This window comes from Bacillus sp. FSL K6-3459 (assembly GCF_038003305.1).
In the GTDB taxonomy this organism is placed as follows: Bacteria; Bacillota; Bacilli; order Bacillales; family Bacillaceae; genus Bacillus; species Bacillus pumilus_O.
Window position 1 is genome coordinate 2,672,092 of the sequence record NZ_JBBOOW010000001.1, and the last position, 24,552, is coordinate 2,696,643.

Here is a 24,552-nt window from a genome sequence, read left to right on the forward strand (position 1 = left end):
CTCTTCATCTCCCTTTTTAGTAAATACCTTCTTCCCCAAATTTCTTCGCTAAACGGTTCGCGAGCATAACCAAAATGAGTCCAACAGCTGCTTTAAATAGACCAACAGCAGTACTATAGCTAAATTGTCCTTGCTTAAGACCAGCTGTATAAACGTACGTATCAAATATTTCTGCTACTTCCCGGTTCGTTGCATTGAGTAATAAGTAGACATGCTCAAAGCCAAGCTCTAAAGTGTCACCTATTTTCAAAATAAGCAGAACGACAATCACACTTTTAATGGCAGGAAGCGTGATGTGCCACATTTGTCTCAGTCTGCCGGCTCCATCCATTTTCGCTGCTTCATATAGCTGCGGATCTACCGCTGTAATCGCCGCAAGGTAAATGATCGTCGACCAGCCTGCTTCTCTCCAGATCACTTGTAAAATGTACATCGGCCTGAACCATTCCTGACTAAGAAGGAAGTTAATCTTTTCCCCTCCAAAGAAAGCAATCAATTCATTGATTAATCCGCCATCTACTGTTAACAAAACAAAGGATAAGGACACGACAATCACCCATGACATGAAGTGAGGAATGTATATCATCGTCTGAACAAATTTCTTAAACAATGCCAATCTGACCTCGTTTAAAAGCAGGGCCAATAAGATTGGAATTGGAAAGAAAATCACGACATTCATGGCAAATAAAATCAGTGTATTTTTTAATAAGATGAAAAATGTTGGTTCTGTAAACAATCGAATAAAGTGTTTGAAGCCAACCCACTCACTGCCAAGAATACCGAGAAACGGCTGGTAATCTTGAAAGGCAATGATCAGCCCCCACATCGGCACATATTTAAAGACAAGAAAATAAATGAGCCCTGGTAAAATCATGACATACAAAAACTTTTGACTAAGCATTTGATTAAGTAAGCGCTTTCTCTTTTCTTTTTTCAAAGCTGCCGCAGGCACACCCTCGGCAGTGACATCCTCTGTTTTCATAGATAAAGCCTCCCCTCATGCTGATGCATGTGTTAACTGTATCTTAAGGATGAAAAATCCGTCTACAATCATATCATCAGATCATATTTCCTTAGGGGAAGCTACTCAAAACGTTATATAAAACATGAGAAAATGATCCTAATCTCAGAAAATGATTATTGACAAACCTACCAAATTTTTGGATTAATAAATAAAGAGGAAAAGATTGTTCTGTTTGAAATGGGGGGTTTTATGAAAAGAAGGCAATATAAATTTTATTATAAGCTCGTCACGTTTTTTTTCATGCTTAGTACGATTCCTGTCATCATTGTCGGTATTTTTTCTTATCAGCATTCACAAAAAACAGCACTCGAAAATATCTCAAATGAAAAGCTAGACAGTGTGAAACAAACGCAATCCAATATTGAGCATATTTTAAAGACTGTTGATCACTCTCTCACTCACTATGTCAGTTCGCCGCCTCTCCTTCAAACACTGGCAGAACCTTTAAATCCAGACCAATTCCAGCTTTATAATCAAGTACAGCAGGAACTAAACTACCTGCAAACCTTTGATACCGATCTTTCCAATATTACACTCGTCAGTAAAATGGAAGACTGGTACATGAACAATTCGGGGCTTTATCATGTCACGAGCGGAGATCAAGAGAAAGCGCTCACCTCTTACCTCAATATTCCGAGTCATTCTAGCTGGGCACTTGAAGAGAATAATCCACTTGTGGCGACAAAAGAAGGAAAAGCCTCCTTTTGCAAATACAATGTGAACTTAATCAAACAACTTCCGATGAACAGTGTCCAGAAAAAAGGGATCGCTGTCGCCAGCATTCCGAGCTGTACGATTGCTAACAATATGCCTGACTTCTCTCAATCTGACAGTATGTTTGTCATTGATTCGAATGGAAAAGTGCTGTTACATAACCGCAAAGAACAAATTGGTGAATCCTTGAAAACTCAAGAGTTCGTCAAGCATGTCCTATCAAGTGAAGCACGATCAGGTCAATTTAACATGAAGATCAAGGAACTAAACTATCAAATTACGTTTCAAAAATCAGACTATAACGAATGGACGTACCTCTCCTTTGTTTCCATACCAGAACTCAAGGCACAAACGAAATCAATAGGGTGGATCACCTTTATTATCTGCTTTATTTTGTTAGCGCTTTCATTGCTATTTTCATGGTTTGGTTCCAGACATTTTTATAAACCAATCCGCTTGTTATACGAGTCCTTTGCACGCAATGAATCCTTTTTGCAAAAGCAGCCTTTTCAAAATGAATTTGAGTTGATTGAGTCGAGTATTAAACAAATGAAGGATCAAAACAATGACTTAGAGGAACGAATCGAGCAGCAAGTCACGCACCTCCAGCAATACTTTATGGTGCGGCTATTACTCGGAAAGCTGACAGAAGAAGAGATTAACAACCGGTTCCAAAGTTTAGGATTCCCTCAGGGCTGGTCTCACTTATCCATGCTTGTGACCCAAATCGATACGCTAAAAGGAACACCTTATGAAAAAAAGGATGCTGACTTACTTTTATTTGCGGTCAATGGACTGATTGAGCAGATTATTCCCCAAGAGGAGCACCTTCAACCAACAGTTGTCAATCAGCATCAAACGACGATTATCCTAAATCACTCAAAATCAAATGAAGAGTTTACTGAATATTTAAACCGATTAGCAGAAACCATCCAGCTGCGTATCGAAGAAGAGCTTGGTTTATCGATCAGCATCGGGATCAGCCGCCAGTTTCAGGAGCTTACGATAGCAAAACAGGCTTACATTGAAGGAAAAGAGGCCTTAAAATTTAGGCTCAAAGCAGAGAAAAAATCCATTATCTTATATGAACATATCCAGCAAGGAAAAACGTTTAAAACCCATTTCCCAAAACAATTGCAGCATGATTTATTTGATGCAATAAAAGCAGGTGATCAAGGCAAGGCCGATCACTATTTACATGTGCTCCTGCAATCTATCTTCTCTAAAAATGCGGGACCTCATGAGTACCATATCGCCCTCGCCCGTTTTTTAAACAATTTGATTGAGCTAATGCATTTGCTTGGCATTGAACTGTTTGAGGTCGAAGACAATAAAATGCTGTATGATACAATTTTTGAATTTAAAACGTTTGAAGATACCGAAGCATGGCTGAAGCATGAGATCATTCGGCCGATTATTGATCAGCTAGGTGCACGCGAGGAATCACAATACAAAAACATCTCAGAAAAGATCATTCATATCATCCATCAAGAATTCGATTCAGATCTCACATTGGATGAAATCGCCACACGCCTGCATTACAACCCAAATTATTTAAGCAGTATCTTTCGAAAGGAAATGGATATCTCTTTTAGTGAATATCTCTCATCCTACAGACACCATGTCGCCAAAAACTGGCTTGTGGAGACCGATATGTCCGTCAAAGAAATTTCGGAAAAACTGAAATATAAAAACCCGCAAAACTTCATTCGTTCCTTCAAAAAACTAGAAGGCACGACACCAGGCAAATACCGTGACCAGAAAAAAGGCATATAAGACAAAAAGTCCCGTTCTCAGGAAGCTAGGCTCAGATTGTTGACAAAGGGCTAAAATGATTTTTATTTTAGCCCTTTGTCTTCTTTTCAGCGTGATAGAAAACCTTTGCAGTCTAGGAAGGACGAGCACTGGCGCGGAGCGAATATAACATTCGTGAGCACCAGCGCGCAGGACTGACAACGAATGCGAGGGTTTGTCTACACGCTGAGTCCCGTTCTCAGGAAGCGGGACTTTTTTATTTAAACTGTTCATTTAAAATGCTGTCTTCTAGTACCGAAAGCGGCTCTCCGTACACACGTTCAATATGAGCTGCTCCCCAATCACATAGCGCATTCAGAATTCTTTCGAGCGACTGACCGTATTCACTTAATTCATATTCCACTTTAGGCGGTACTTGCTCATACACAATCCGGTTAATCACTCCATCACTTTCAAGCTCTCTCAGCTGCTGTGTAAGCATTTTTTGTGTGATGTTTGGCATGAGCCGCTTCAATTCACTTGTGCGTTTTTTCCCATGTGTTAAATGACATAAAATGACGCACTTCCACTTTCCACCAATGACCTCAAGGGTCGCTTCCACGGAGATATTATATTTTTTCTTTTCCATTAAATCCTCACTCCTCTTTATACGAACAGGCACTTTTTAGTACCTATATTACAAAAAAGTACGTACTTTTTTTTTCGTCATCTATGTTAGATAATAACTCTTGCCGATCGGCTTCGTCTATCAAAATGTCGTCACAGAAGGATGTGAACTGATTCATGAAGAAAAAACAAAACCACCTTGCCCTTCTCGCACTAGCTATTAGTGCTTTTGCTATAGGAACCACTGAGTTTATTAGTGTCGGTCTTTTGCCAATGATTTCAGAGGACTTTGAAGTGAGCGTCAGCCAGGCGGGCTGGACCGTCTCTTTATATGCACTTGGTGTGACATTCGGCGCGCCTATTTTGACTTCTCTGACTTCAACGATGAAAAGAAAGACATTGCTTTTGCTCATTATGCTCGTCTTTTTGATTGGAAATACACTTGCCACGATGGCTCCGACCTTTTCAGTACTATTAATCGGACGGGTTATTTCTGCCTTATCCCATGGAGTCTTTATGTCCATTGGCTCTACGATCGCTGCTAGCCTTGTAGTGAAAGAAAAACGAGCAAGCGCGATTGCCTTTATGTTCACCGGATTAACTGTTGCAACTGTGACGGGCGTACCATTCGGGACATTTCTTGGCCATGAGCTCGGGTGGCGGACATCATTCGGTGTGATTGTGATCATTGGTCTAATCGCACTAATATCTAACTATTTTCTTGTTCCATCTCAATTAAAGCAAGGCGTGAAAACTTCCTTTAAGGATCAAGCTGTTTTATTAAAAACAAAAAGAATCTTGCTTCTATTTGTCATTACAGCAACAGGATACGGAGGGACCTTTGTCGTCTTTACGTATTTATCCCCCCTCTTACAGCATGTGACAGGTCTTGCGCCAGGGTCGGTGGCATTGATTCTGCTTTTATACGGAATCACGATCGCAGCTGGAAATGTCATTGGCGGAAAAGCTGCTAATGAGCAGCCAATGAAAGCACTGATTTACATGTTTATCATCCAAAGCCTCATTTTGTTTATCCTTAGCTTGACTGCTGGATTTACGGTGCTAGGCATTGCAACCGTCATGCTGATGGGACTGTTTGCTTTCATGAATGTCCCTGGGCTGCAAGTCGCTGTCGTTGACTTTGCAGAAAGATACACACCAGGAGCAGTCGACGTCGCTTCCGCTATGAATATTGCGGCCTTTAATGCTGGTATCGCCATCGGCTCATTTTTAGGCGGCATCGTGACAGATACTCTTGGGCTTGTGCATACAGGCTGGGTCGGCGGCATCATGGTCCTGATCGCTGCGATTCTCACGATGATTAGTTTTCGAATCGAACAACAAGAACAAAATCAAACCATCTAAGGAGTGTTCAATATGAAGCATTTACAAAGTACAAAAACATTAAACAATGGAGTCCACATGCCAGGATTTGGTCTTGGCGTATTCAAAGTAGAAGATGGCGAAGAATTAATAGGCGCCGTTAAAACAGCCATTCAAATAGGCTATCGCAGTATTGATACAGCAGCTATTTATGGCAATGAGGAAGGAGTTGGACGAGGCATCCAACTAGGTCTCGCAGAAACAGGATTACGCCGCGAAGATCTTTTTGTAACATCAAAAGTGTGGAATGCCGATTTAGGATATGAATCCACGCTAAAAGCATATGAGGAAAGCTTGAAAAAACTTCAGCTTGACTACTTGGATCTATATTTAATCCATTGGCCGGTTGAGGGAAAATATAAAGACGCTTGGCGTGCGCTTGAAACCTTGTATCGTGAAGGAAAGGTCAGAGCCATTGGTGTGAGCAACTTCCAGCCGCATCATCTAGACGAACTATTAAAAGATGCAGACATCATACCAGCCATCAATCAAGTGGAGTTTCACCCAAAACTAACGCAGGAAACACTCTATACGTATTTGAACACACATGGCATTCAAATGGAAGCATGGTCACCGCTCATGCAGGGAGAACTGCTTCATCATCCGGTGATTAAAGAACTGGCAGACACATACGGCAAAACATCCGCTCAAATTATTTTGCGCTGGGATGTGCAAAAAGGCGTCATCACCATTCCAAAATCAACGAAAGCGCATCGTTTAAAAGAAAATGCAGACATATTTGATTTTGCTTTATCTGATGAGGATATGAAGCGCCTGTCTGATTTAAATGAAAACAAACGTATCGGTCCAGACCCAGACAACTTTGACTTTTAATGAAAATGCCCCCGCTTTTTAACTGTGCGGGGGTGTTTAAGTTAATCATTTTGATTTCTTAAAAGAAGCTTCATATTCTTCGATGATTTTATTACCACCATTTGATTTCCACTTCTCTACATCTTTCTTAAATTGATCTTCACTGATGTCTCCAAGAATGAACTTATAGGTCGAATCATCAATGATTTTTTTCAATTCATTTCCTCGTTCTGAGGCTGTTTCTGAATACAGGCTTTCAGCAGGGTTGGCGACGATGATCTTTTGGTTGTCTTCTTCTAGCTCTTCATATTTTGTACGAACCGCATCTCCTTTATTTTTCAAGTACCGTTTATCAATGCCTACTAGACTGACAAGCGGCTGTACATCTGTCTGCCAGCTTTTCACCTGGCTTTCTTCCCTGACAAATGTATTACCTTCTTCTTTCTTATAATGCTCGCCATCTATACCGTACGTCATGAGACCATAGACATCTTCTTCTGCAATGCGATCAAAGAAGGCTAAAATTCGCTTTAATTCTGCCTCTGATTTCACGCTTGTTTTAGGGAATGCGAAGATGCCATTATGCCCACCTGATGCCCACACTCGTTCTTTGCCATCTGGGCCTTTGATCCGGTTCAATATATCGATTTTCATGTTTTTATCTGTTGCGTCATCTCTCAAGTTCACTGCGTCTACCATATTTCCAACATAGATCCCTGCTTTTCCTTGTGAGAATAATTCTTGTTGCTGCGTTTTGCTTGTGACAGGGAAGTCTTTGTTGATATAGCCATTATCACGCAATTTCTTCATATATTTCATCGTATTCATATACTCATCTGTCATAAAATCTGGCGTGAATTTGCCGTTATCTTCTTTCCAGTCTGTTGGCATTCCCTCATATGAACCAAGTGTTTTAAATGCCCCATAAATCAAATCGTTCCGATCTGTAAAGCCAATTGTATCCGCTTTTCCGTTTTGATTCGGATCTTTTTCAGTAAAAGCTTTCGCCACCTCATAAAGATCATCCAACGTTTTTGGTGTATCCAAATTTAAATTTTCAAGCCAATCCTTTCGAATGACAATTCCTTGTCTTGAAAGTGGTCTCTCTCTATAAATGCCATAAAGCTTACCATCTATAGAGGCGTTTTTATTAATCAGTTTGTTCATCTTACTTAAATTTGGATAATCCTTTAAATACGGACCGACTTCCCAGAACATACCTGATCTGAACGCATTAATAGCAGACGAATTCTTAATGTCTTGAATCGTCACGATCTGCGGCAAATTCCCTGCAGCAAGTGCAGAATTTAACCGGTCTTCCTTCACAGCATCAGGCACCCACGTAATATCAAGTTCTGTATTTGTGAGCTTCTCAATCTCTTTTAAAACCGAATCTTTCGGCGGCTGCTGATGATACAAAATGGCCATCCATGTCAGCTTTACTTTTTTGTCTAAATCAACTTTTTCATCTGATGAACTTGCTCCTTTGCTTGAACATGCGGATAAAATACCGCTTGCTGCAAATAACATAACAAACGCAATCAACCATAATTTCTTTCTCCCCATAAGATCCCTCCGTTGTTCCTTCTTTTTAACCTTTTACAGAACCTAGTAATGCCCCTTTGTTGAAATGCTTTTGAAGAAATGGATAGACAAGCAAAACAGGAATGGTGGCTACCACAATGACAGCCATTTTAATCGTTTGGTCTGGCGGTGGTGTGGATGATCCCATATCCGACATATCCCCTTGCATACCGCTCGAAACAATGACAATCTGCCTTAGCAGGACCTGAATCGGCCACTTCACTGAATCATTTAAATACAGGATGGCGGTCATATACGTATTCCAATACGTCACGGCATAAAAAAGTGAAATGGTTGCAATAGCAGGCAAAGAAAGTGGCAGTACAATTTTAAAGAAAATCCCTAAATCGTTACATCCATCCATCTTCGCTGATTCCTCAAGGCTTGCGGGAATGTTTTGAAAGAAGTTTTTCAAGATGATCAAATTGAACGCATTGATCGCAACCGGTAAAATCAGTGACCAATAGGTATCAAGCAGACCAAGTGTTTTCACCACAATAAACGTCGGAATCATCCCACCGCTAAATAGCATCGTGAAGACAACGAGAAACATCAATGTTCTCCGGCCTTTTAGCTCTTGGCGAGACAGCCCATATGCCATGAGTGAGGACAAAAACATGCTGACAGCTGTTCCAACGAGTGTGACAAGAATGGACACAATAAGGCTGCGGTACACAATATCCGTCGAGAAAATATACCGATAGGCCTCTAAAGAAAACGTGGTAGGAAATAAGATAAACTTCTTCGTGATGACCTCTTCTACTGTAGCAAAAGAGGCAGCAATGACATGGATGAAAGGAAGCACACATATTAATGCGAACATGAGTAGAAAAGAGTAATTAAATAAGTTGAACAATCGGTCTTTCATAGAACGATCGATGTTCATCACACCCTTTCTTTGAAAGCGTTATCATTTTATCCGAAAATAAGCTGCAGCCTGTGACGATATCGTGATTAAAATGTAACAAACGGGGGAAGAAAGCGTCTATAATCATCTTGACAGTCCAACTGGATTGATCCTGTCAAGCGTGCTTTTATGCTCATGAAACAAAAGAATAAGATCATCAGCTAATGATATGATTATGCCCTATGCCTAATCATTTTCTTCAAGGATTTCCGTCGTATTTATATGAGGACTGTAGCCCAATTCCTGCTTCGTGTTTTCCGTAGACCAAGGCTTTCCTTCGTTTTCTGATACAGCGTAATATGTTCCAAAGGGAACGGCCGTTTCAATCGCCGCCTTTATTATCCCTACTAGATCTTCATGTGAAAGAAGTGTTCGTTTCGTCCGTTCTTTCTCGTGTAATGCCTCCATCTCATCTGTCACAACCGTTCCAATACGTAAATTGATAACAGACATTCCAGTTTGATCGTGGAACAACCGGCCTAGCTGTTCAGAAGCAAATTTTAAAATACCATACACATTTTTAGTCGCAGGTACATCGCCTGTTGTCATATGTCGCCCTAGTAAGGAACGGCCATCTTTTTCATAACGATCGGTCACGTGATTGCTGCTTGCAAAAATGACTTTTCGAATGCCCAGCCTTGCAGCTGATCGAAACATAGAATAAGAGCTTCCCCAAAAAATATCACTCATTTTTTCAAACTCCTCACGATTCATCACATCATGTGTCATCTCCATGTTTAAAAGGTGTATGATGACATCTGTATCTCGCGGAATCGCCTCACATAATTCCTGTTCATTCGTTGCATCTGCCAAAATGACTCCTTTTACACAGCCCGTTTGATCGATGATAGTGATCTCGTATTCAGAAGAGAGCGCTTTTGTTAAAATACGGCCGATCACACCGCACCCGCCAATGATCGTGATCTTCATCCTCTGTCTCCTCCTTTCTCATGACGTAGTATGTCCAAGCCTTAATTGATTACAGCCATTTTTTTAAGAATCGAGTAGCCTCGTGACGCATTGCGGCTGTTTCAAAATGACCTGCATGCAGACCAACAAGCTGATACCGTTCTTTTAGTGAAGCTGCTTGATAAGTTTGGCTCAATCTCTTTTGAATGCGTGCGACGCCTTCAGCAGGCGTGAGTGGATCAAGTTTTCCAACTAAGCTTAAATGCGGCCTTGGAAAAATCATTTCCTGAATATCAGCTGCCGTAAAGTGATTTGCTAAGCTTGGTACATAGTAATAAAAGCCATGCCTGTCTAGATTGTTTGTTTCAATTAATGTGTGGTGATCGACCTGTGCGCAAAGATCAATACACACACTGACCCTCTCATCCAGCGCAGCTGTCCACCAGGAAAGAAGCCCGCCCATTGACATTCCAAAAACAGCTAACCGGTCCGGCAGCACGTCAGATCGAGATAACACATAATCAATTGCACACATACTTTCATACAGCATCATGCCCCACATCACTTTCCCTGTTAAAAGCATTTCCTTAAAAATTTCACTTTCGGTTCTTCCCCTTCTTTCACCAAACCCTGCATGATCAATAGCCAGAACGCTATAGCCTTTTGAAGTGAACTCTTTCGCATATGAAGTTTCTTGCAAATAATGAGCACCCTTAATGAGTTCTTCCTTCCCATCGACGTAGTTCCCGCCATGAGAGTGCTGAAAGAGCACAACAGGTCTTTTTTTCACCGTATCCTTCGGCTTCACAAAATAAGCGGGCACTTCCTCCACACCATTGATTGAAAGAATGAGTGTTTCGACTACATACGATTCTCGATCCTCGATCTTTAACGTATATGCTTCCACGCGATGGCGTTCTGGCATTTCTCCTAACAGACTGAGCAGTTGTTCACGTTGGCTTTCCTTTTCCATTGACGTCACTCCTCCTTTTGTTGATCACCTCTTAACATACGAGATCGATCGTGCAATCACCTTGTTTTCGACAAAATTATGTCCCGGGAAATAAAGAACACCCACCGGTTCATACCGATGGGTGTCATCATTAATTCGCAACAATATTGACAAGCTTCCCAGGAACCGCAATCACTTTGCGAATGGTTTTCCCTTCAAGCTGTTCTTTTACACGTGCATCATTTTTCGCAAGCTCTTCTAACTGTTCTTTAGTTGCGTCAGCAGGAACTGTTAATTTTGCTTTCACTTTTCCATTCAACTGTACGACAATTTCTACTTCATCGTCGACAAGCTTTGACTCATCATATTGCGGCCATGCTTCATAAGAAATAGACCCTTCATGACCAAGTTTATTCCAAAGCTCTTCCGCTACATGCGGTGCAATTGGAGAAAGAAGTTTCACAAAGCCTTCTGCATATTCTTTCGGCAATGTATCAGCCTTGTAGGCATCGTTGATAAACACCATTAATTGTGAAATCCCTGTATTGAAGCGCAGGCCCTCATAATGGTCTGTTACCTTCATCACGGTTTCATGATAGCTGCGTTCTAATGCGCCTCCAGTTTGCTCCGTTACTTTATCACTAATTGCGCCATCTTCGTTTGTGAATAGACGCCATACACGATCAAGGAAACGGCGAGCACCATCAAGTCCTGTTTCAGACCATGCGATTGATGCATCTAAAGGTCCCATGAACATTTCATAAAGTCGTAAAGTATCCGCACCATGAGATTCTACGATATCATCTGGATTGACAACATTTCCTTTTGATTTACTCATTTTTTCATTGTTTTCCCCAAGAATCATTCCTTGGTTGAACAATTTCATGAAAGGTTCTTTTGTCGGAACAACCCCGATATCATACAAGAACTTATGCCAGAAGCGCGCATATAGAAGATGAAGTACAGCATGTTCTGCTCCGCCGATATATACATCAACCGGAAGCCATTTCTTTAGCTTCTCAGGAGATGCAAGCTCTTCTGAGTTATGAGGGTCAATATAACGTAAGAAATACCAGCAGCTGCCTGCCCATTGCGGCATTGTATTGGTTTCACGGCGTCCTTTTTTACCTGTAACCGGATCGACAACCTCAACCCAATCTTTAATATTAGCTAAAGGTGATTCACCTGTACCACTTGGCTTAATCTCAGTCGTCTTAGGCAAAATCAGTGGAAGCTCTTCCTCAGAAACAGCTGAAGATGTTCCATCCTCCCAATGTATAATTGGAATTGGCTCACCCCAATAACGCTGGCGGCTAAATAGCCAGTCTCTTAAACGATAAGTGACTTTCTTTTCGCCTTTTTGATGTTCTTCCAGCCATGCAATGACTTTTTCGATTGCTTCTTCTTTTCCTAATCCATCAAGGAAATCAGAGTTAATGTGTTTTCCATCACCTGTGTAAGCTTCTTTTTCAATGTCTCCGCCTTCGACAACTGCCTTGATTGGAAGATCAAATGTTTTGGCAAATTCATAGTCACGCTCATCATGGGCAGGTACCGCCATAATCGCACCTGTTCCATAAGTAGCCAGAACGTAATCTGCAATCCAAATCGGCATCTTTTCACCATTTAATGGATTGATGGCATAAGCGCCTGTGAAAATACCCGTCTTCGTTTTTGCAAGATCTGTACGCTCTAAGTCGCTCTTAGATTGAATTTCTTTTATATATGCTTCGACTGATTCTTTTTGAGAAGGTGTTGTAATTTTTTCAACAAGTGCATGTTCTGGTGCAAGTACCGCATAGGTTGCTCCAAACAATGTATCAGGACGTGTTGTAAACACCGTAAACTGTTCGTCATGCCCTTCTACTTCGAAATGAACGTGTGCACCTTCTGAACGTCCGATCCAGTTACGCTGCATATCTTTAATGCTTTCAGGCCAATCAATGTCTTCTAAATCTTCTAACAGCCTGTCCGCATAAGCCGTAATTTTTAGCATCCATTGCTTCATTGGACGTCTTTCAACTGGATGCCCTCCGCGCTCACTTTTTCCATCAATGACTTCTTCATTTGCAAGGACTGTGCCAAGCGCTGGGCACCAGTTTACTGGTACTTCATCAATATACGCCAATCCCTTTTCGTACAATTTCAAGAAAATCCATTGTGTCCATTTATAATAATTCGGATCAGTCGTGTTGATTTCTCGATCCCAATCATACGAGAACCCGAGTGATTGAATTTGGCGGCGGAAGTTATTGATGTTCTCTTCTGTAAAGACCGCCGGATCATTCCCTGTATCTAGCGCATACTGTTCTGCTGGAAGACCAAATGCGTCCCATCCCATTGGATGAAGAACATCATATCCCTGCATACGTTTCATACGTGATAAAATATCCGTTGCTGTGTAGCCCTCAGGATGCCCGACATGAAGCCCTGCTCCTGATGGGTATGGAAACATATCAAGTGCATAGAACTTTGGTTTATCTTCCGAGTCAGATGTGGCGAATGTTTTATGTGTCAGCCAATAATCCTGCCACTTCTTTTCAATTTCCCGATGCTGAAAACTCAATGTGAAAACCTCCTTTAATATGTACGGCTGTATCTGCTCAGATGACCACTGCAAGAATTCAGATTTTTCTAAAATCAACAAAAAACCCTCATCCCTGGAAAGGGACGAGAGATTTTTTGGTTCCCGCGGTACCACCCTTGTTAGCGTAACTTTCTGTTTGTACGCTCACTTAATATCTTTAACGCAGACATGCGACAGAAGCTTTAACGCAACTGCAACTCTGAGGCGAGTTCAGAAGCAGATTTGATTGACTTTCACCAGCCGTCAATTCTCTAAAGACAAATACTGCTTTCCTACTACTCCTCTTCACTGTTCTTATCGTAACCGTCATCTAAGTAGTATTTTATAGAATTATGATCATAAGTGCAAGCAGGTTTGTATACAATGGGAATGTACCCTAGATCAGGGTAAAATAGAGGATATTATTCGTGTGGAGAGCGGTTATGACGGTTGGAGTCTGCATTCTGTGAATGCTGTTCTCTTACAAAGTCAAAGCTTCGCAGAACTGCTTCTCCTCCGTAACCTGAAATAATTGATAAGATGACCAAGTGCAGACTAGATTCGGGATTTGAGGATAAGACAAGCAGTGTAGCGGCAATCATCCCAACGAGCCAATCTTCAATAAACCCTAAATAAATAAACTTTTTTGTCATTCTGGGCTTCTCTAGCCTGCCTTTTTTCTTTACGTGACCGAGAATGCCCATGACCCCTCCGATGGCGCAAGCAATAATGACTTGTTGCAGCATTTTCATCACCTTCCTAAAGCCCTTAGAATAGTAAAGCGACTTCAGGCTGTCCAGCCCCCTGTAATGCCATTCTGCTGTTCCGTCATAATCCATGTAAAAGGTCTATTCTCTCTAACGAAGAAAAAAAGCTTGTTTCTTCCATTATATGTGAATGACCCAAAACAATCTTGATGCATTGGAATCATTTTTACCTAATCCATATTAACTATTTTTGTCATTTTATGAATTATGAGCAATTGATTCCTTCTTTTTCTAAAGAAAAGTCTCCTTACTTACTATATTCTAATGGAGGACAAACTATGATGACAAATTTAACAAAGCCATTGCAATCGTTGAAACAGAACATATGTTATGTTACGTTAGTAAGGAATACCTTTGGTTGAAAAGACAACCATTTGATATGTCTGATAGCAGCAACAAAGGAGGGTAATATGGTCAGCTCGAACATCTTCGGCTTACAAAAACAGCTTGAACTCATAAAAAAAGCGCTAGATCATGCGCGGATTGGTGTTGTCATTACAGACCCTTCTTTAGAGGATAACCCTATCATTTATGTGAATCATGGCTTTACACACATGACTGGATACAAACCAGATGAGATTCTTGGGCGTAATTGTCGATTCCTTCAAGGGAAAGACACAGATCAAAAGCAGCTCGATTTAATACGTCAAGGAATTCAAAATAAAACACCTATTACCACACAGCTAAAAAATTATAAAAAAGACGGTACTTTTTTTTGGAATGAACTCAATATAGATCCTCTATACATTGAACAAGATGATAAAACATTTTTTATTGGCTTTCAAAAGGATATTACGAAACAGAAAGAATATGAACAGCTCCTAGAAGATTCCTTACAGGAAGTCACCTCTCTTTCGACGCCAATCGTCCCAATCAAAAATGGTGTATCTGCTCTACCACTCATTGGAAAACTATCTGAAGAACGCTTTGATGCCATTGTCGCGAAGTTAACTTGTATATTAGATGATTCTAAAGATGATTATTTGATTGTTGATCTTTCTGGTTTAATCGATGTCGATGATTCCGTTGCAGCACGCATTTTCAAGTTGCATCATCTTCTCAATTTAACTGGAACGGAACTGATCATCACAGGGATCAAACCGCAGCTTGCCATGAAAATGAAAGACTTAGATACAGATTTCCAGGATACAATCACTTATTTAACAGTTAAGGAAGCAATCAAAGGATTACCATTAGCTGAAAACCCTGTGTAAAACAGGGTTTTTTAGTTAAAACGCCCCCTAAAAATGGAAAAATGAGGTATGATAGGTGTAATGAAAGCTATAGGGGGGCTACTAGATAATGATGTTACTCATCATAGGTCTTTTATGTGTTTGTTTTGCCATAGGATATGCCGTCAATTTCTTATTACTCAAACACCAGAATGCGCAAATCTTTTCAAAGAAATTATTTTATCCTTTCTTGATCTTGGGTCTCATCTTTTCCATTATGTCATTACCGTTTGTTGCCACAGATGCACCGAAGGCACAAGCAGATCCATCTTCAGAACAGCTGTTAAAGGATCAAAAGCAGCTCACATCTGACATAACGCGCTTAAAAGCTGATAAAGAGGAACTGACCGCTTCTTTAGAGGACGCAACAAAGGATAAAGAAAAACTAGTGAAAAAGCTAGAAATCATCACCGCAGAAAAAGAAACAGTCAAAAAGCAAGAAAAGACCATTCAAGCGCTTGAAGAGAAAATAGACAAGCTTGCCTCAAGCAACGAAACACTCAAAAAAGAGAATAAGAAAAGCAGCAACAATACGGAGTCTTCTACCGTTCAGCGCTCCGCTCCTAAAGATGAAGGAAAAAGCACAGGCGGTCATGAATCACAGAAGGAAACAAAAAAAGAATCTGCCGCCTGTAACATCAAAGGAAGTGTCAACGGTATTTATCACACACCGAGCAGTAGATACTACTCTAGAACCAAAAATGTAACCAAAATGTTTTGCTCAGTAGAAGAAGCAGAGCGTGCAGGGTACCGGGCACCTAAACAATAGCCATATGTCACGAAAAAAAGAACCTCCTATCAGACCCATCGGGTGTCTTAGGAGGTTCTTTTTTTAGATTTCTCTTCTTAATGCTGCTAATACATTCGTTTTTGTTGCTTTACGTGCTGGGTTGAGCCCTGAAAGGATGGCTACCCCTGCACTAATCACTGTTGCTGTAATTACAAGGCTAAGTGGAATGTAGGAGAAGGTAATCGAGAATTGTTCACTTGATCCTCCCTCTGACATAGACGATAAAATGGATGGAATGATTAAATTAACGGCGAAACTAATGATATATGAGATGATAATACCAATAATCGACCCAATCACCCCAATATAAGCACTTTCCATAAGGAACATTCGCTTGATTATGGATGGATTTGCGCCAATGGCTTTCATAATCCCAATTTCTTGTGTTCGCTCTGTTACTGCCATTGTCATCGTATTGAAAATTCCGATCGCAGAAATAATGACCGCAATACATCCAACAAAAATAAGTCCAATTTTGAAGACTGTAAAGAACATATCCATTCCTTCGAGCTGATTCGTCACAGAAATGACTTGGTAGCCCTCATCTGTCAGTTTATTCGTGAGTGCACCGACATGGTCGAATTTATCTGCATAGACAGAGGTCATTTTCTCAATATTTCCTGCTTCAGGAGATAGATCGAGCACTTGACCAAATTCCTTTTCATATGCATTTGGAATAAGAATTTTATGATCTTGCTGCCATTCTAAATTTGGCTTTTTCATGACACCTACTACACGGAAATCAAATGTTTTTTCTTTGACGACTTCATTTTCTTCGTTGAGTTTTGGTACTTTGACTTGAATCACTTTATTTAAAATATCTTTTGTGTAGCCCTTAGGCTCCTCTGGCATTTCTTCGCCATTTGATGTCTGATTTAATTTTTTTTCATAGGCTTGGCGTTCTTTTTTTGTCCACAGTTGTTCAGCCATATGATATCCGACCACAATTTCGTTCGCTGATGTTGGAACTTTTCCTCGGTCTAGCTCAAGCCCTGCTTCTTTTTCTTCTTTCATATCGGTTAGAGCTGCCTGCGTTTCACTTGAGCGGTCACCAAGCTCGACGTTAACCGATGGATTGATCGCTGTTCTTGAGACGACAGATTTCACATGATCATATTTCTTTAAATCATCTACTTTGACATCACCTTTTTCTTTGCCTAACACTTTCACTTCAGTGATGATTTGCTGTTTCATAATTTCATCTTGCGCTGATTTTTGCAGACCAAAGCCGACAGATGCTAATACGATTAAGAAAGAGCATGCCATTGTCGTTGCAAGAATGGTCATAAACACACGCAGTCTATTTTTCTTCATGTTTCTTCTAATGAATTTGACCTGATCTCTAAATTTCAATGGATTGTTCCCCTTTCTTTAATACACCATCATGGAGCTGGAACGTGGTATCTGCGATTGAAGCGACTTCATCGTCATGTGTAATGATAACAAATGTGATTCCTTTTTCACGATTGAGCTGCTGGATAAAGGCTAAAATTTCTCCTTCGGTTTCTGAATCTAGACTGCCTGTTGGTTCATCCGCTAAAATAATAGATGGATTTAAAATCAAGGCTCTTGCAATACTCACACGCTGCTGCTGTCCGCCTGACAACTCATTCGGATAATGCCCTGCATGATGTTCCAGACCTACTCGTTTCAGCATTTCATTTACTTTCGCCTTTCGTTCAGACGGCTTCACACCTTTTAAAGTGAGCGGAAGTTCAACATTTTCATACGTTGTTAAGCTCCCGATCAATTGAAAGCTTTGAAAGATAAAACCAAAGTGATCTAAGCGGAAGTCCGCCCATTCTTTTTCATTAAAGCCGGTCACATCGGTACCATCAATGACAATTTGTCCGCCCGTTGGCGTAATATATCCTGAAATTAAGTTCAAAAGGGTAGATTTCCCCGAGCCACTTCGCCCTACTATACAAGCAATGTCGCCTCTTTTGATGGATAGGTCAATCCCTTTTAGCACAGGAATCTCATTCTCTCTGCCCTTTTTACCAATTTTAAACACATGATTTAACGATTGAATCTGAATCATCTCTGCTCCCTACTCTCTGTTTATCTTTTTCGATATATTAAGAAATAACTTGTTAGCGCACCTACAACGCCGCCTATTAACATGCCAGTGATATAACCAAACATGGAATTATCAGAAGAAAATCCAACCCATCCAAACCCTAGAACACCAAAGACAATGACTATAATCTGAATTGGTCTATCCATTTTTGAGTAAAGGAAGAACCGGCCATTTCGTTCAATAGGATGCTTGATAAAGCTAAGCAAACCAATGAGATAAAACACAATCATCATCACAATAGGTACGATGAATTCTTCACCAGGGAACCAAAGTGGATAATCATGTTGAAAACGTTCAGTGGTGATATAAGTAATCGGAGAAATAGGCGAGATCAAATAATTGAAGATCCGATCCACCCACATTCCACTTGTTTTCATGATAAAATCCAGATGAACGATCGGTAGTCCAATTACTAAAAAGGGTAAAATAGCTGTACTAAAGGCAACGATTGCCTGTGAAATAGCACTTCCTGTTAAAGTTCCAGCTGCGAAAAACAAGCTATACATCATCCAAGAAGACAGAAGCGAAAAGAAATAACTACTGTTAAAGCCAGGTACCTCTAACGGATTAAGGCCTAATATAAGTAAGTAAGTGAGAACATATGAGACGGCATGAATAATAGCAATGATTCCAGCGCCTAAGAAAAACTTAGTGTGATAGATCGTACTTCTACTAAACGGCAAGGATAAGGTAAAATCCATTTGCCCTTTATTTCTCTCAAATCCTAGTTGAATGACAGGAAAGAAAATTCCCATTAACCATGAAAGGGAGAGAAAAGCATCCGTCTTAAAGATGTAAGAAAAACGTGGAGAATCTGTAATACAATCTGTATCGTTTATGCACGTTTGAAAAGACGAATATTCCATTAAGAATGCAAAGGGCGTCGCAAGCGCAGCTACCAGCATCACTAAAATAAATGTCAGCTCTGATTGCTTCCATTCCTTATATAATAATTGCCGCTTTACCATCTCCGTTTCCCTCCAAACTTTGCAATGAATACTTCTTCTAAATTCACAGGCAGTTCATGCCATACTTTTGGCTGTAGCGACTTCAAATACTCTTTAGCCTCTAGATCGGTTTTAAGAACAAGCGCTGTATAAAAAATGCCCGCTTGATCTAATATAGCAACGCCCTTTTTTCGTATACTCAAGTTCATATCTTCTTCAAAAGCCATCTGGATTTTGACATAATCATTCTTTAATTCATCAAGATCCATGACACTTGTGAGTTGATTTCCCTCTAAAAACCCAATTCGGTTACACATACGCTCAATATCCTCTAATCGGTGCGATGTGATGAGAATCGACGTTTCACGTTCTGCTACCTCGTCGATCATGAGTTGAAGGACATCATTTCTTGTGACGGCATCAATACCATCTGTCGGTTCATCTAATAGAATCACGGCTGGCTTGATCGCAAAGCTTAAAATTAAAGAGAGCTGCTTTTTTAACCCTGTCGATAGTTCACGGTATTTTACTTTTTCCGGAATTTCATACCGATTCACAAGTTCATTGGCATATGTCACGTCAAACTTCGGGTAAATATGCTTTAACAGCTGGACAAGCTGCCCGTAATTGTATCTGTCAAAGTAAGGATTGACGACTGGCATATACACAATATTTTGCTTCACTAACGGGTGGTCTTTCACAAGCACGTCTTTAAAATAAATCTCTCCTTCATCTGGAAGAAGAATTTGCTGAATCAAGCGGAGAAGAGTTGTTTTACCAGAGCCATTCCTACCAAGCAAACCAAAGATCTCACCTTCGCCTAATTTGAAGGAAACGTTACTGAGTACTTCACGTCCGTTTAATGTCTTCGATACATTTCTAACCTCAATCAACTTTTTTTCCTCCCTCAAGACTTGAGCCGATCTCTTCTATCCATTCCTTCAGTTGTTGAATATCAATACCGGCATAATGAGCTTCTATAATGAGTTGTCTTAATTGCTCTTTCATCTCCAATACCTTCCCTTCATTCAGCTTTAACTGAGCCTCTTCTGTTACATACGTTCCGCGGCCTCTTAGTGTTTCAATAATCCCTTCCCGCTCAAGCTCCTTATATGCTTTACTGACGGTGTTTGGATTGGCGATGATAATAGTGGCGAGCTCTCTGACAGAGGGCAGTTTGTCTCCAGGTTTCATTACACCTTTTAGACATAAAATTTTTAACTGCTCAATGATTTGTTCATATATTGGCGCAGCGCTTCGTGGATCTATTTGAATCATGATGGCTCCCTCTTTCCTCATTCATGCTTTTGCAGTCCTATTGCTTGTTCATGCCCTTGCATTAAAGGGATTGAATTAAGGATCAAATCTTTTTGAACTTCAAAACCAATGAAAACGAGAACGAAAAAAAATGTACATGCTAACAAAACAGCCAGCACCATCCACTTCAAATTGATTGGTTTTTTTTCTTTTTTCATGGTTGAACACCTTTCTTCACTTTTTAAGTGTCTTTAGTGTATTAGTGTATTAGTTGATGTAGTACACTTAATACAATATAGACACTCAATCGAAAAGTCAATAACCTTTCAAAAAATAAAAAACAGACCCTTAAAAAAGGATCTGTTCATCATTCGTTGTCGTAAGAAATACCTAAAATCATTTGATTTTGCAAGCTTTGAATTTGAACACGCGCTCTGTCTAACCGCTCTCTTTGCTGGTCATTGGCGACATCCTTTAATTTTTCTAATTCGTTCACCGCATCTTCCAGCATAAGCTGTGCCTTAGAAAATTCGTCCTCATTATAATGCTCTTGGCGTAAGTTCAAATCAAATTGCTCATTTGCAAACTCAAGAGTTTCAGTACTTTTTTGGATAAATTCATCGATTGACTGCCTTGTTGCCATTCTGCATTCCCTCCATTTCATCATTGCTCCCGCCTATTTTGCCCACGTAAAGCTTTTTCACTAAAGAAAATGTTGGACAGATTCAATTGTCCTCCTTCATGATTTTTGTTAAACTTTAAGGATGCCTATTATTACGCAAGGAGGTTACTGACTTGGATCAGCATAACCCTTTTTTATATTCAAACAGCGAAAAACGCTATCACACATGGAACTATCATTTGCGAGAGCACTTTGGTCATAAAGTATTTAAAGTGGCCTTAGATGGCGGCTTTGACTGCCCAAACCGTGATGGTACTGTAGCCCATGGAGGCTGTACATTTTGCAGCGCCGCAGGATCTGGTGACTTTGCAGGAAACAGGGCGGATGATCTCGTCACTCAATTTAACGAAATCAAGGACCGGATGCATACAAAATGGAAAGACGGAAAATATATGGCGTATTTTCAGGCGTATACAAACACACACGCCCCGCTTCCTGTTTTAAAGGAAAAATTTGAAACCGTGATGAATTTGGATGGTGTGGTTGGTTTATCCATTGCGACAAGACCTGACTGCCTGCCAGATGACGTGGTGGAGTATTTAGCTGAGTTAAATGAGCGCACTTATCTTTGGGTAGAGCTAGGTCTTCAAACAGTTCATGAACGGACAGCGATGCTCATTAACCGTGCCCATGATTATGAATGCTACGTAGAAGGTGTAGAAAAACTGCGAAAACACGGCATTCGTGTCTGCTCGCATATCATCAACGGCTTGCCTCTTGAAAACCGGGACATGATGATGGAGACAGCAAAAGCTGTTGCTGATTTAGATGTGCAAGGAATTAAAATTCATTTGCTTCACCTTTTAAAAGGAACTCCAATGGTCAAGCAATACGAAAAAGGTAAACTGGAGTTTCTAAGCCAAGAAGAATATGTACAGCTTGTTTGTGATCAGCTGGAGATCCTGCCGCCTGAAATGATTATTCATCGTATTACAGGCGATGGCCCCATTGAATTAATGGTTGGTCCAATGTGGAGTGTAAACAAGTGGGAAGTATTAAATGCCATTAATGCTGAGCTTGAAAGACGTAACAGCTACCAAGGCAAACGTTTCGTCAGATTGGAAGAAGCAGCAAAATGATCTTGAAACGCATGCTCCCTTTTAGTAAAGAGCTGTTAGAACGGGCTTGTCAAAAAGGTGATATCGTTATTGATGCAACGATGGGAAATGGCCACGACACACTCTATTTAGCTGATCTTGTCGGTCATAATGGACAAGTATTCGCATTCGACGTACAAGAAGAAGCCGTAGAGCAGACACGCAAAAGGCTTGGCGAGGGATATCCTTATGTTCATCTGATTCACGCTGGTCATGAAAAACTAGCTCAATACCTGCCAAAAGATGTTTATGGGCATATTTCTGGTGCAGTGTTTAACCTTGGGTACTTGCCCGGAGGCGATAAAGCTGTCACTACTCAAGCTCATACAACCATTGAAGCCATTGAGCAGCTTCTCGACTGGCTTAAACCCGGAGGTCTGATCGTCCTTGTGATCTATCATGGACACCCCGAAGGGAAAAGAGAAAAAGAAGTGCTTCTCGACTATTGCAAATCACTTCCTCATGAAGAGGTACAAGTTTTATCATATCAATACATGAATATTCAAAACGACCCGCCTTTTGTGGTCGCCATTGAAAAAAAGCTCAAATCCTAATGGATTTGAGCTTTTTTATGAGGATTTCATCCACGGCATTTTCTGATAGGTCCGGTAAGCTCTACCGTTGATATAGAAAAAGAACGATGTTTTCCCGCTTGATCTGATCAGCCGTTTTGCCAGCTTATTCATCTCTTTTTGGGCTGTCACTTTTTCATCGGACAAATAGACGGCCAATAATCCTCTGTTAATTAATTTATGAAAGTTTTCATGCGGAATGCCTTTCAGCTGCTCATCCGCTTTTTCAATAAAATGCTGAAGTCTATCCATCATCTCATGATGAGAAGCATAGTAGGAGCAAAAGTTTAGATCTCCTCCAAGCCGATCTTCTTCTTGGTCAATTAAATAATCAAGTAAAATGTGCAGACCTTGAATATAAGGGAAATAACTTTCGTAAATTTGCTTCGCCTGCTTTTCTGTAAAGTCTGGCTGCAGCGCATACGCCACAAGACAGAAAATCCCTAACGTTGATCCTGCACAAGCTGAAAATTCATACCATTCCATCTTAGGCAAATCCTTTTCATATTGGCGGAACCACGATTCTAGCCGCGGAACACGCTCATGAGGAACGACGTGTTTATGTACTTGCAAATCACTGTAGTAATCGCACAGCGTGTGTAAATATGGCTGAATGATCGGATAATGATTAAGGCGCGACAGCACGTCTTGGCATGTGCGGACAAGCGCGTGTAAATACCCATGATCCTCTTGATCATCACGGAATTGGTAGTAAGGCTTGAGCTCAGCATGAATATCAAGCGCATCTCTCATTGCTTGATGCAGCATATGAAAATCTTTTGGATCAAGCGACGTACTGCGGTCACATAGGTTATCTAAGTAATCACTGATGGTTTGATACGCCACAATGAATTCAATACACGTTTCTTTCGCCTCACCTGCTAGAAGAGATAAAATGCCTCCGCCTTCGCAGTGAAAGGTTTTACTTGATATGCTCGCTAATGCCTGCGTACGCAGTTCTTCATTTTCAATCATTTCTGCATGAGCCCGCCACTTTTTCAGCTCCTGATGAACAAGCGGAAAAATATCTTTATACACCTTGGTCATCAGTGCAAAAGGACGCTCTGGTACTGACAAATCAATCCACCCCTAACTTAAAGCTCACCATCAAATATATTGATCTGTAAAGGCTCTTGCAGCCTTAAACACATCTTCTCTTTCCGGTTCATTAAAAATTTCGTGATACAAGTCTTCCCATTCACGATATGACTTATTGGTTGATTCAATGCCATTGAACCATTTGATCACCCTCGTCTTGTCGACGATCTTATCATCGCCCGCCTGCATTAAAAGGAGCGGAATCGTTTTAAAGACATTCGTTGGCTGCATGGCCGCATCAATATTTTTGATCAGCTCTCGGTACCAGCGAACCGACACCTTTGTTACGTAAAGGGAGTCATTGGAGTCTGCTTCAATCACAGCCTGATTTCGTGTGGCTAGTTCAATCGACAGCCCTGACTCGACTTTAAAGGACGGTGCCAGCACATTTAGACCTTTTGATGCAAAATCCATTAGCTTCTTCGGTTTAAATTGCAGACCTAAACAAGGTGATGATAAAATAAGGCCATCAATCTTCGTATGGGTATACTGCTTGACCCACTCAATTGAAATGAGTCCGCCCATACTGTGTCCAAGTAAAAAAGTAGGAAGCCGGAATGATTTCGCATGTTCGATCCATTCATCTACTGTATCAATGTATTCTTGAAACGAACGAATGTGGCCGCGCGCACGTGTCGATGTCCCTTGCCCAGGCAGGTCACCCATGACGACGTGATAGCCGGCATTTCGCCACATTTCGATCAGCCATTTATATCGGCCGTGATATTCACTTGCACCATGTACTATCACAATTGTACCAACTGGTCTTTCAGCATGCCAAGTCCACAAAGTAAACACCTCACAAATGTTGTATTAA

24 protein-coding genes and 1 other annotated feature are annotated in these 24,552 nt (G+C 40.7%); of the genes, 7 read left to right on the forward strand and 17 right to left on the reverse strand.

Annotated elements, in window-relative coordinates:
• Positions 1 to 16 precede the first annotated feature (16 nt).
• The gene (locus MHI35_RS13535) at positions 17 to 982 is read right to left on the reverse strand and encodes an ABC transporter permease (protein WP_144523049.1); all 966 of its coding nucleotides are present in this window, start codon (positions 980 to 982) and stop codon (positions 17 to 19) included.
• Positions 983 to 1,213: 231 nt separating this feature from the next.
• Between MHI35_RS13535 and MHI35_RS13540 the strand changes: the two genes are divergently transcribed.
• Entirely contained in the window at positions 1,214 to 3,514 is a 2,301-nt protein-coding gene (locus tag MHI35_RS13540) for a helix-turn-helix domain-containing protein (protein WP_335349726.1), read from the forward strand.
• 235 nt (positions 3,515 to 3,749) lie between these two features.
• Here the strand turns inward: MHI35_RS13540 and MHI35_RS13545 are convergent, their stop codons facing one another.
• Positions 3,750 to 4,121 (reverse strand): winged helix-turn-helix transcriptional regulator, encoded by a 372-nt coding sequence (locus tag MHI35_RS13545; protein ID WP_003217763.1) that lies wholly within the window; start codon positions 4,119 to 4,121, stop codon positions 3,750 to 3,752.
• 155 nt (positions 4,122 to 4,276) lie between these two features.
• Between MHI35_RS13545 and MHI35_RS13550 the strand changes: the two genes are divergently transcribed.
• Together MHI35_RS13550 and MHI35_RS13555 are read left to right on the forward strand one after the other, a co-directional pair.
• Complete coding sequence (locus MHI35_RS13550; RefSeq protein WP_335349727.1) at positions 4,277 to 5,464, forward strand: MFS transporter; 1,188 nt, start codon at positions 4,277 to 4,279, stop codon at positions 5,462 to 5,464.
• Positions 5,465 to 5,476: 12 nt separating this feature from the next.
• On the forward strand, positions 5,477 to 6,316 hold the full coding sequence (locus MHI35_RS13555) for an aldo/keto reductase (protein WP_144523052.1): 840 nt from the start codon (positions 5,477 to 5,479) through the stop codon (positions 6,314 to 6,316).
• 45 nt (positions 6,317 to 6,361) lie between these two features.
• Here MHI35_RS13555 and MHI35_RS13560 read toward each other — a convergent pair whose 3' ends face one another.
• The 6 genes from MHI35_RS13560 to MHI35_RS13585 all read right to left on the reverse strand — a co-directional run bounded on the left by MHI35_RS13560 (position 6,362) and on the right by MHI35_RS13585 (position 13,965).
• On the reverse strand, positions 6,362 to 7,861 hold the full coding sequence (locus MHI35_RS13560; RefSeq protein WP_144523053.1) for an extracellular solute-binding protein: 1,500 nt from the start codon (positions 7,859 to 7,861) through the stop codon (positions 6,362 to 6,364).
• Between the two features lie 25 nt (positions 7,862 to 7,886).
• On the reverse strand, positions 7,887 to 8,747 hold the full coding sequence (locus tag MHI35_RS13565) for a carbohydrate ABC transporter permease (RefSeq protein WP_144523077.1): 861 nt from the start codon (positions 8,745 to 8,747) through the stop codon (positions 7,887 to 7,889).
• Positions 8,748 to 8,972: 225 nt separating this feature from the next.
• A complete protein-coding gene (locus tag MHI35_RS13570; RefSeq protein ID WP_144523054.1) occupies positions 8,973 to 9,716 on the reverse strand; it encodes an NAD-dependent epimerase/dehydratase family protein in 744 nt (247 codons plus the stop codon).
• Between the two features lie 49 nt (positions 9,717 to 9,765).
• Positions 9,766 to 10,668 (reverse strand): dienelactone hydrolase family protein, encoded by a 903-nt coding sequence (locus MHI35_RS13575; RefSeq protein ID WP_211062842.1) that lies wholly within the window; start codon positions 10,666 to 10,668, stop codon positions 9,766 to 9,768.
• A 130-nt stretch (positions 10,669 to 10,798) separates the two neighbouring features.
• Entirely contained in the window at positions 10,799 to 13,213 is a 2,415-nt protein-coding gene (gene leuS / locus MHI35_RS13580) for a leucine--tRNA ligase (RefSeq protein ID WP_144523056.1), read from the reverse strand.
• 97 nt (positions 13,214 to 13,310) lie between these two features.
• Positions 13,311 to 13,532, reverse strand: a binding site (T-box leader).
• Between the two features lie 103 nt (positions 13,533 to 13,635).
• Positions 13,636 to 13,965: a DUF4257 domain-containing protein gene (locus MHI35_RS13585; protein ID WP_003217692.1), complete on the reverse strand. Its 330-nt coding sequence runs from the start codon at positions 13,963 to 13,965 to the stop codon at positions 13,636 to 13,638.
• Between the two features lie 425 nt (positions 13,966 to 14,390).
• On the opposite strand from MHI35_RS13585, the gene MHI35_RS13590 reads away from it, so the two are divergent.
• Together MHI35_RS13590 and MHI35_RS13595 are read left to right on the forward strand one after the other, a co-directional pair.
• On the forward strand, positions 14,391 to 15,194 hold the full coding sequence (locus tag MHI35_RS13590; RefSeq protein WP_144523057.1) for a PAS domain-containing protein: 804 nt from the start codon (positions 14,391 to 14,393) through the stop codon (positions 15,192 to 15,194).
• An 88-nt stretch (positions 15,195 to 15,282) separates the two neighbouring features.
• Complete coding sequence (locus MHI35_RS13595; RefSeq protein ID WP_335349728.1) at positions 15,283 to 15,981, forward strand: coiled-coil domain-containing protein; 699 nt, start codon at positions 15,283 to 15,285, stop codon at positions 15,979 to 15,981.
• A gap of 63 nt (positions 15,982 to 16,044) precedes the next feature.
• On the opposite strand, the gene MHI35_RS13600 is transcribed toward MHI35_RS13595, so the two are convergent.
• From MHI35_RS13600 to MHI35_RS13630, 7 genes are all read right to left on the reverse strand, one after another.
• Positions 16,045 to 17,355 (reverse strand): ABC transporter permease, encoded by a 1,311-nt coding sequence (locus MHI35_RS13600; protein ID WP_211062840.1) that lies wholly within the window; start codon positions 17,353 to 17,355, stop codon positions 16,045 to 16,047.
• The gene (locus MHI35_RS13605) at positions 17,345 to 18,043 is read right to left on the reverse strand and encodes an ABC transporter ATP-binding protein (RefSeq protein WP_211062839.1); all 699 of its coding nucleotides are present in this window, start codon (positions 18,041 to 18,043) and stop codon (positions 17,345 to 17,347) included. Before MHI35_RS13605 ends, MHI35_RS13600 begins: the two co-directional genes overlap by 11 nt.
• Before the next feature lie 20 nt (positions 18,044 to 18,063).
• Complete coding sequence (locus MHI35_RS13610; RefSeq protein WP_211062838.1) at positions 18,064 to 19,050, reverse strand: ABC transporter permease subunit; 987 nt, start codon at positions 19,048 to 19,050, stop codon at positions 18,064 to 18,066.
• Entirely contained in the window at positions 19,044 to 19,922 is an 879-nt protein-coding gene (locus MHI35_RS13615; protein WP_211062837.1) for an ATP-binding cassette domain-containing protein, read from the reverse strand. Before MHI35_RS13615 ends, MHI35_RS13610 begins: the two co-directional genes overlap by 7 nt.
• Positions 19,915 to 20,307, reverse strand: a complete 393-nt coding sequence (locus MHI35_RS13620; RefSeq protein ID WP_044142160.1) for a GntR family transcriptional regulator — start codon at positions 20,305 to 20,307, stop codon at positions 19,915 to 19,917. The genes MHI35_RS13615 and MHI35_RS13620 overlap by 8 nt, the downstream gene beginning before the upstream one ends.
• A gap of 17 nt (positions 20,308 to 20,324) precedes the next feature.
• Complete coding sequence (locus MHI35_RS13625) at positions 20,325 to 20,504, reverse strand: hypothetical protein (protein WP_012010969.1); 180 nt, start codon at positions 20,502 to 20,504, stop codon at positions 20,325 to 20,327.
• Between the two features lie 149 nt (positions 20,505 to 20,653).
• Positions 20,654 to 20,929 carry a YtzC family protein gene (locus tag MHI35_RS13630; RefSeq protein ID WP_034665376.1) on the reverse strand — a complete coding sequence of 92 codons (276 nt, stop codon included), beginning with the start codon at positions 20,927 to 20,929 and terminating at the stop codon, positions 20,654 to 20,656.
• A 152-nt stretch (positions 20,930 to 21,081) separates the two neighbouring features.
• Between MHI35_RS13630 and MHI35_RS13635 the strand changes: the two genes are divergently transcribed.
• Together MHI35_RS13635 and MHI35_RS13640 are read left to right on the forward strand one after the other, a co-directional pair.
• Positions 21,082 to 22,047, forward strand: coding sequence for a TIGR01212 family radical SAM protein (locus tag MHI35_RS13635; RefSeq protein WP_012010971.1), 966 nt, complete (start codon positions 21,082 to 21,084; stop codon positions 22,045 to 22,047).
• Positions 22,044 to 22,619 (forward strand): class I SAM-dependent methyltransferase, encoded by a 576-nt coding sequence (locus tag MHI35_RS13640; protein ID WP_211062836.1) that lies wholly within the window; start codon positions 22,044 to 22,046, stop codon positions 22,617 to 22,619. Before MHI35_RS13635 ends, MHI35_RS13640 begins: the two co-directional genes overlap by 4 nt.
• A gap of 15 nt (positions 22,620 to 22,634) precedes the next feature.
• Here the strand turns inward: MHI35_RS13640 and MHI35_RS13645 are convergent, their stop codons facing one another.
• Both MHI35_RS13645 and MHI35_RS13650 read right to left on the reverse strand, forming a co-directional pair.
• A complete protein-coding gene (locus MHI35_RS13645) occupies positions 22,635 to 23,714 on the reverse strand; it encodes a tetraprenyl-beta-curcumene synthase family protein (RefSeq protein ID WP_144457600.1) in 1,080 nt (359 codons plus the stop codon).
• A 30-nt stretch (positions 23,715 to 23,744) separates the two neighbouring features.
• The gene (locus MHI35_RS13650) at positions 23,745 to 24,524 is read right to left on the reverse strand and encodes an alpha/beta hydrolase (protein ID WP_012010974.1); all 780 of its coding nucleotides are present in this window, start codon (positions 24,522 to 24,524) and stop codon (positions 23,745 to 23,747) included.
• Positions 24,525 to 24,552 lie beyond the last annotated feature (28 nt).

Coding starts and splice junctions, on each gene's coding strand:
- MHI35_RS13535 (WP_144523049.1), bottom strand. CDS start 982: ATGAAAACAGAGGATGTCACTGCCGAGGGTGTGCCTGCGGCAGCTTTG.
- MHI35_RS13540 (WP_335349726.1), top strand. CDS start 1,214: ATGAAAAGAAGGCAATATAAATTTTATTATAAGCTCGTCACGTTTTTT.
- MHI35_RS13545 (WP_003217763.1), bottom strand. CDS start 4,121: ATGGAAAAGAAAAAATATAATATCTCCGTGGAAGCGACCCTTGAGGTC.
- MHI35_RS13550 (WP_335349727.1), top strand. CDS start 4,277: ATGAAGAAAAAACAAAACCACCTTGCCCTTCTCGCACTAGCTATTAGT.
- MHI35_RS13555 (WP_144523052.1), top strand. CDS start 5,477: ATGAAGCATTTACAAAGTACAAAAACATTAAACAATGGAGTCCACATG.
- MHI35_RS13560 (WP_144523053.1), bottom strand. CDS start 7,861: ATGGGGAGAAAGAAATTATGGTTGATTGCGTTTGTTATGTTATTTGCA.
- MHI35_RS13565 (WP_144523077.1), bottom strand. CDS start 8,747: ATGAAAGACCGATTGTTCAACTTATTTAATTACTCTTTTCTACTCATG.
- MHI35_RS13570 (WP_144523054.1), bottom strand. CDS start 9,716: ATGAAGATCACGATCATTGGCGGGTGCGGTGTGATCGGCCGTATTTTA.
- MHI35_RS13575 (WP_211062842.1), bottom strand. CDS start 10,668: ATGGAAAAGGAAAGCCAACGTGAACAACTGCTCAGTCTGTTAGGAGAA.
- MHI35_RS13585 (WP_003217692.1), bottom strand. CDS start 13,965: ATGAAAATGCTGCAACAAGTCATTATTGCTTGCGCCATCGGAGGGGTC.
- MHI35_RS13590 (WP_144523057.1), top strand. CDS start 14,391: ATGGTCAGCTCGAACATCTTCGGCTTACAAAAACAGCTTGAACTCATA.
- MHI35_RS13595 (WP_335349728.1), top strand. CDS start 15,283: ATGATGTTACTCATCATAGGTCTTTTATGTGTTTGTTTTGCCATAGGA.
- MHI35_RS13605 (WP_211062839.1), bottom strand. CDS start 18,043: ATGATTCAGATTCAATCGTTAAATCATGTGTTTAAAATTGGTAAAAAG.
- MHI35_RS13610 (WP_211062838.1), bottom strand. CDS start 19,050: ATGGTAAAGCGGCAATTATTATATAAGGAATGGAAGCAATCAGAGCTG.
- MHI35_RS13620 (WP_044142160.1), bottom strand. CDS start 20,307: ATGATTCAAATAGATCCACGAAGCGCTGCGCCAATATATGAACAAATC.
- MHI35_RS13625 (WP_012010969.1), bottom strand. CDS start 20,504: ATGAAAAAAGAAAAAAAACCAATCAATTTGAAGTGGATGGTGCTGGCT.
- MHI35_RS13630 (WP_034665376.1), bottom strand. CDS start 20,929: ATGGCAACAAGGCAGTCAATCGATGAATTTATCCAAAAAAGTACTGAA.
- MHI35_RS13640 (WP_211062836.1), top strand. CDS start 22,044: ATGATCTTGAAACGCATGCTCCCTTTTAGTAAAGAGCTGTTAGAACGG.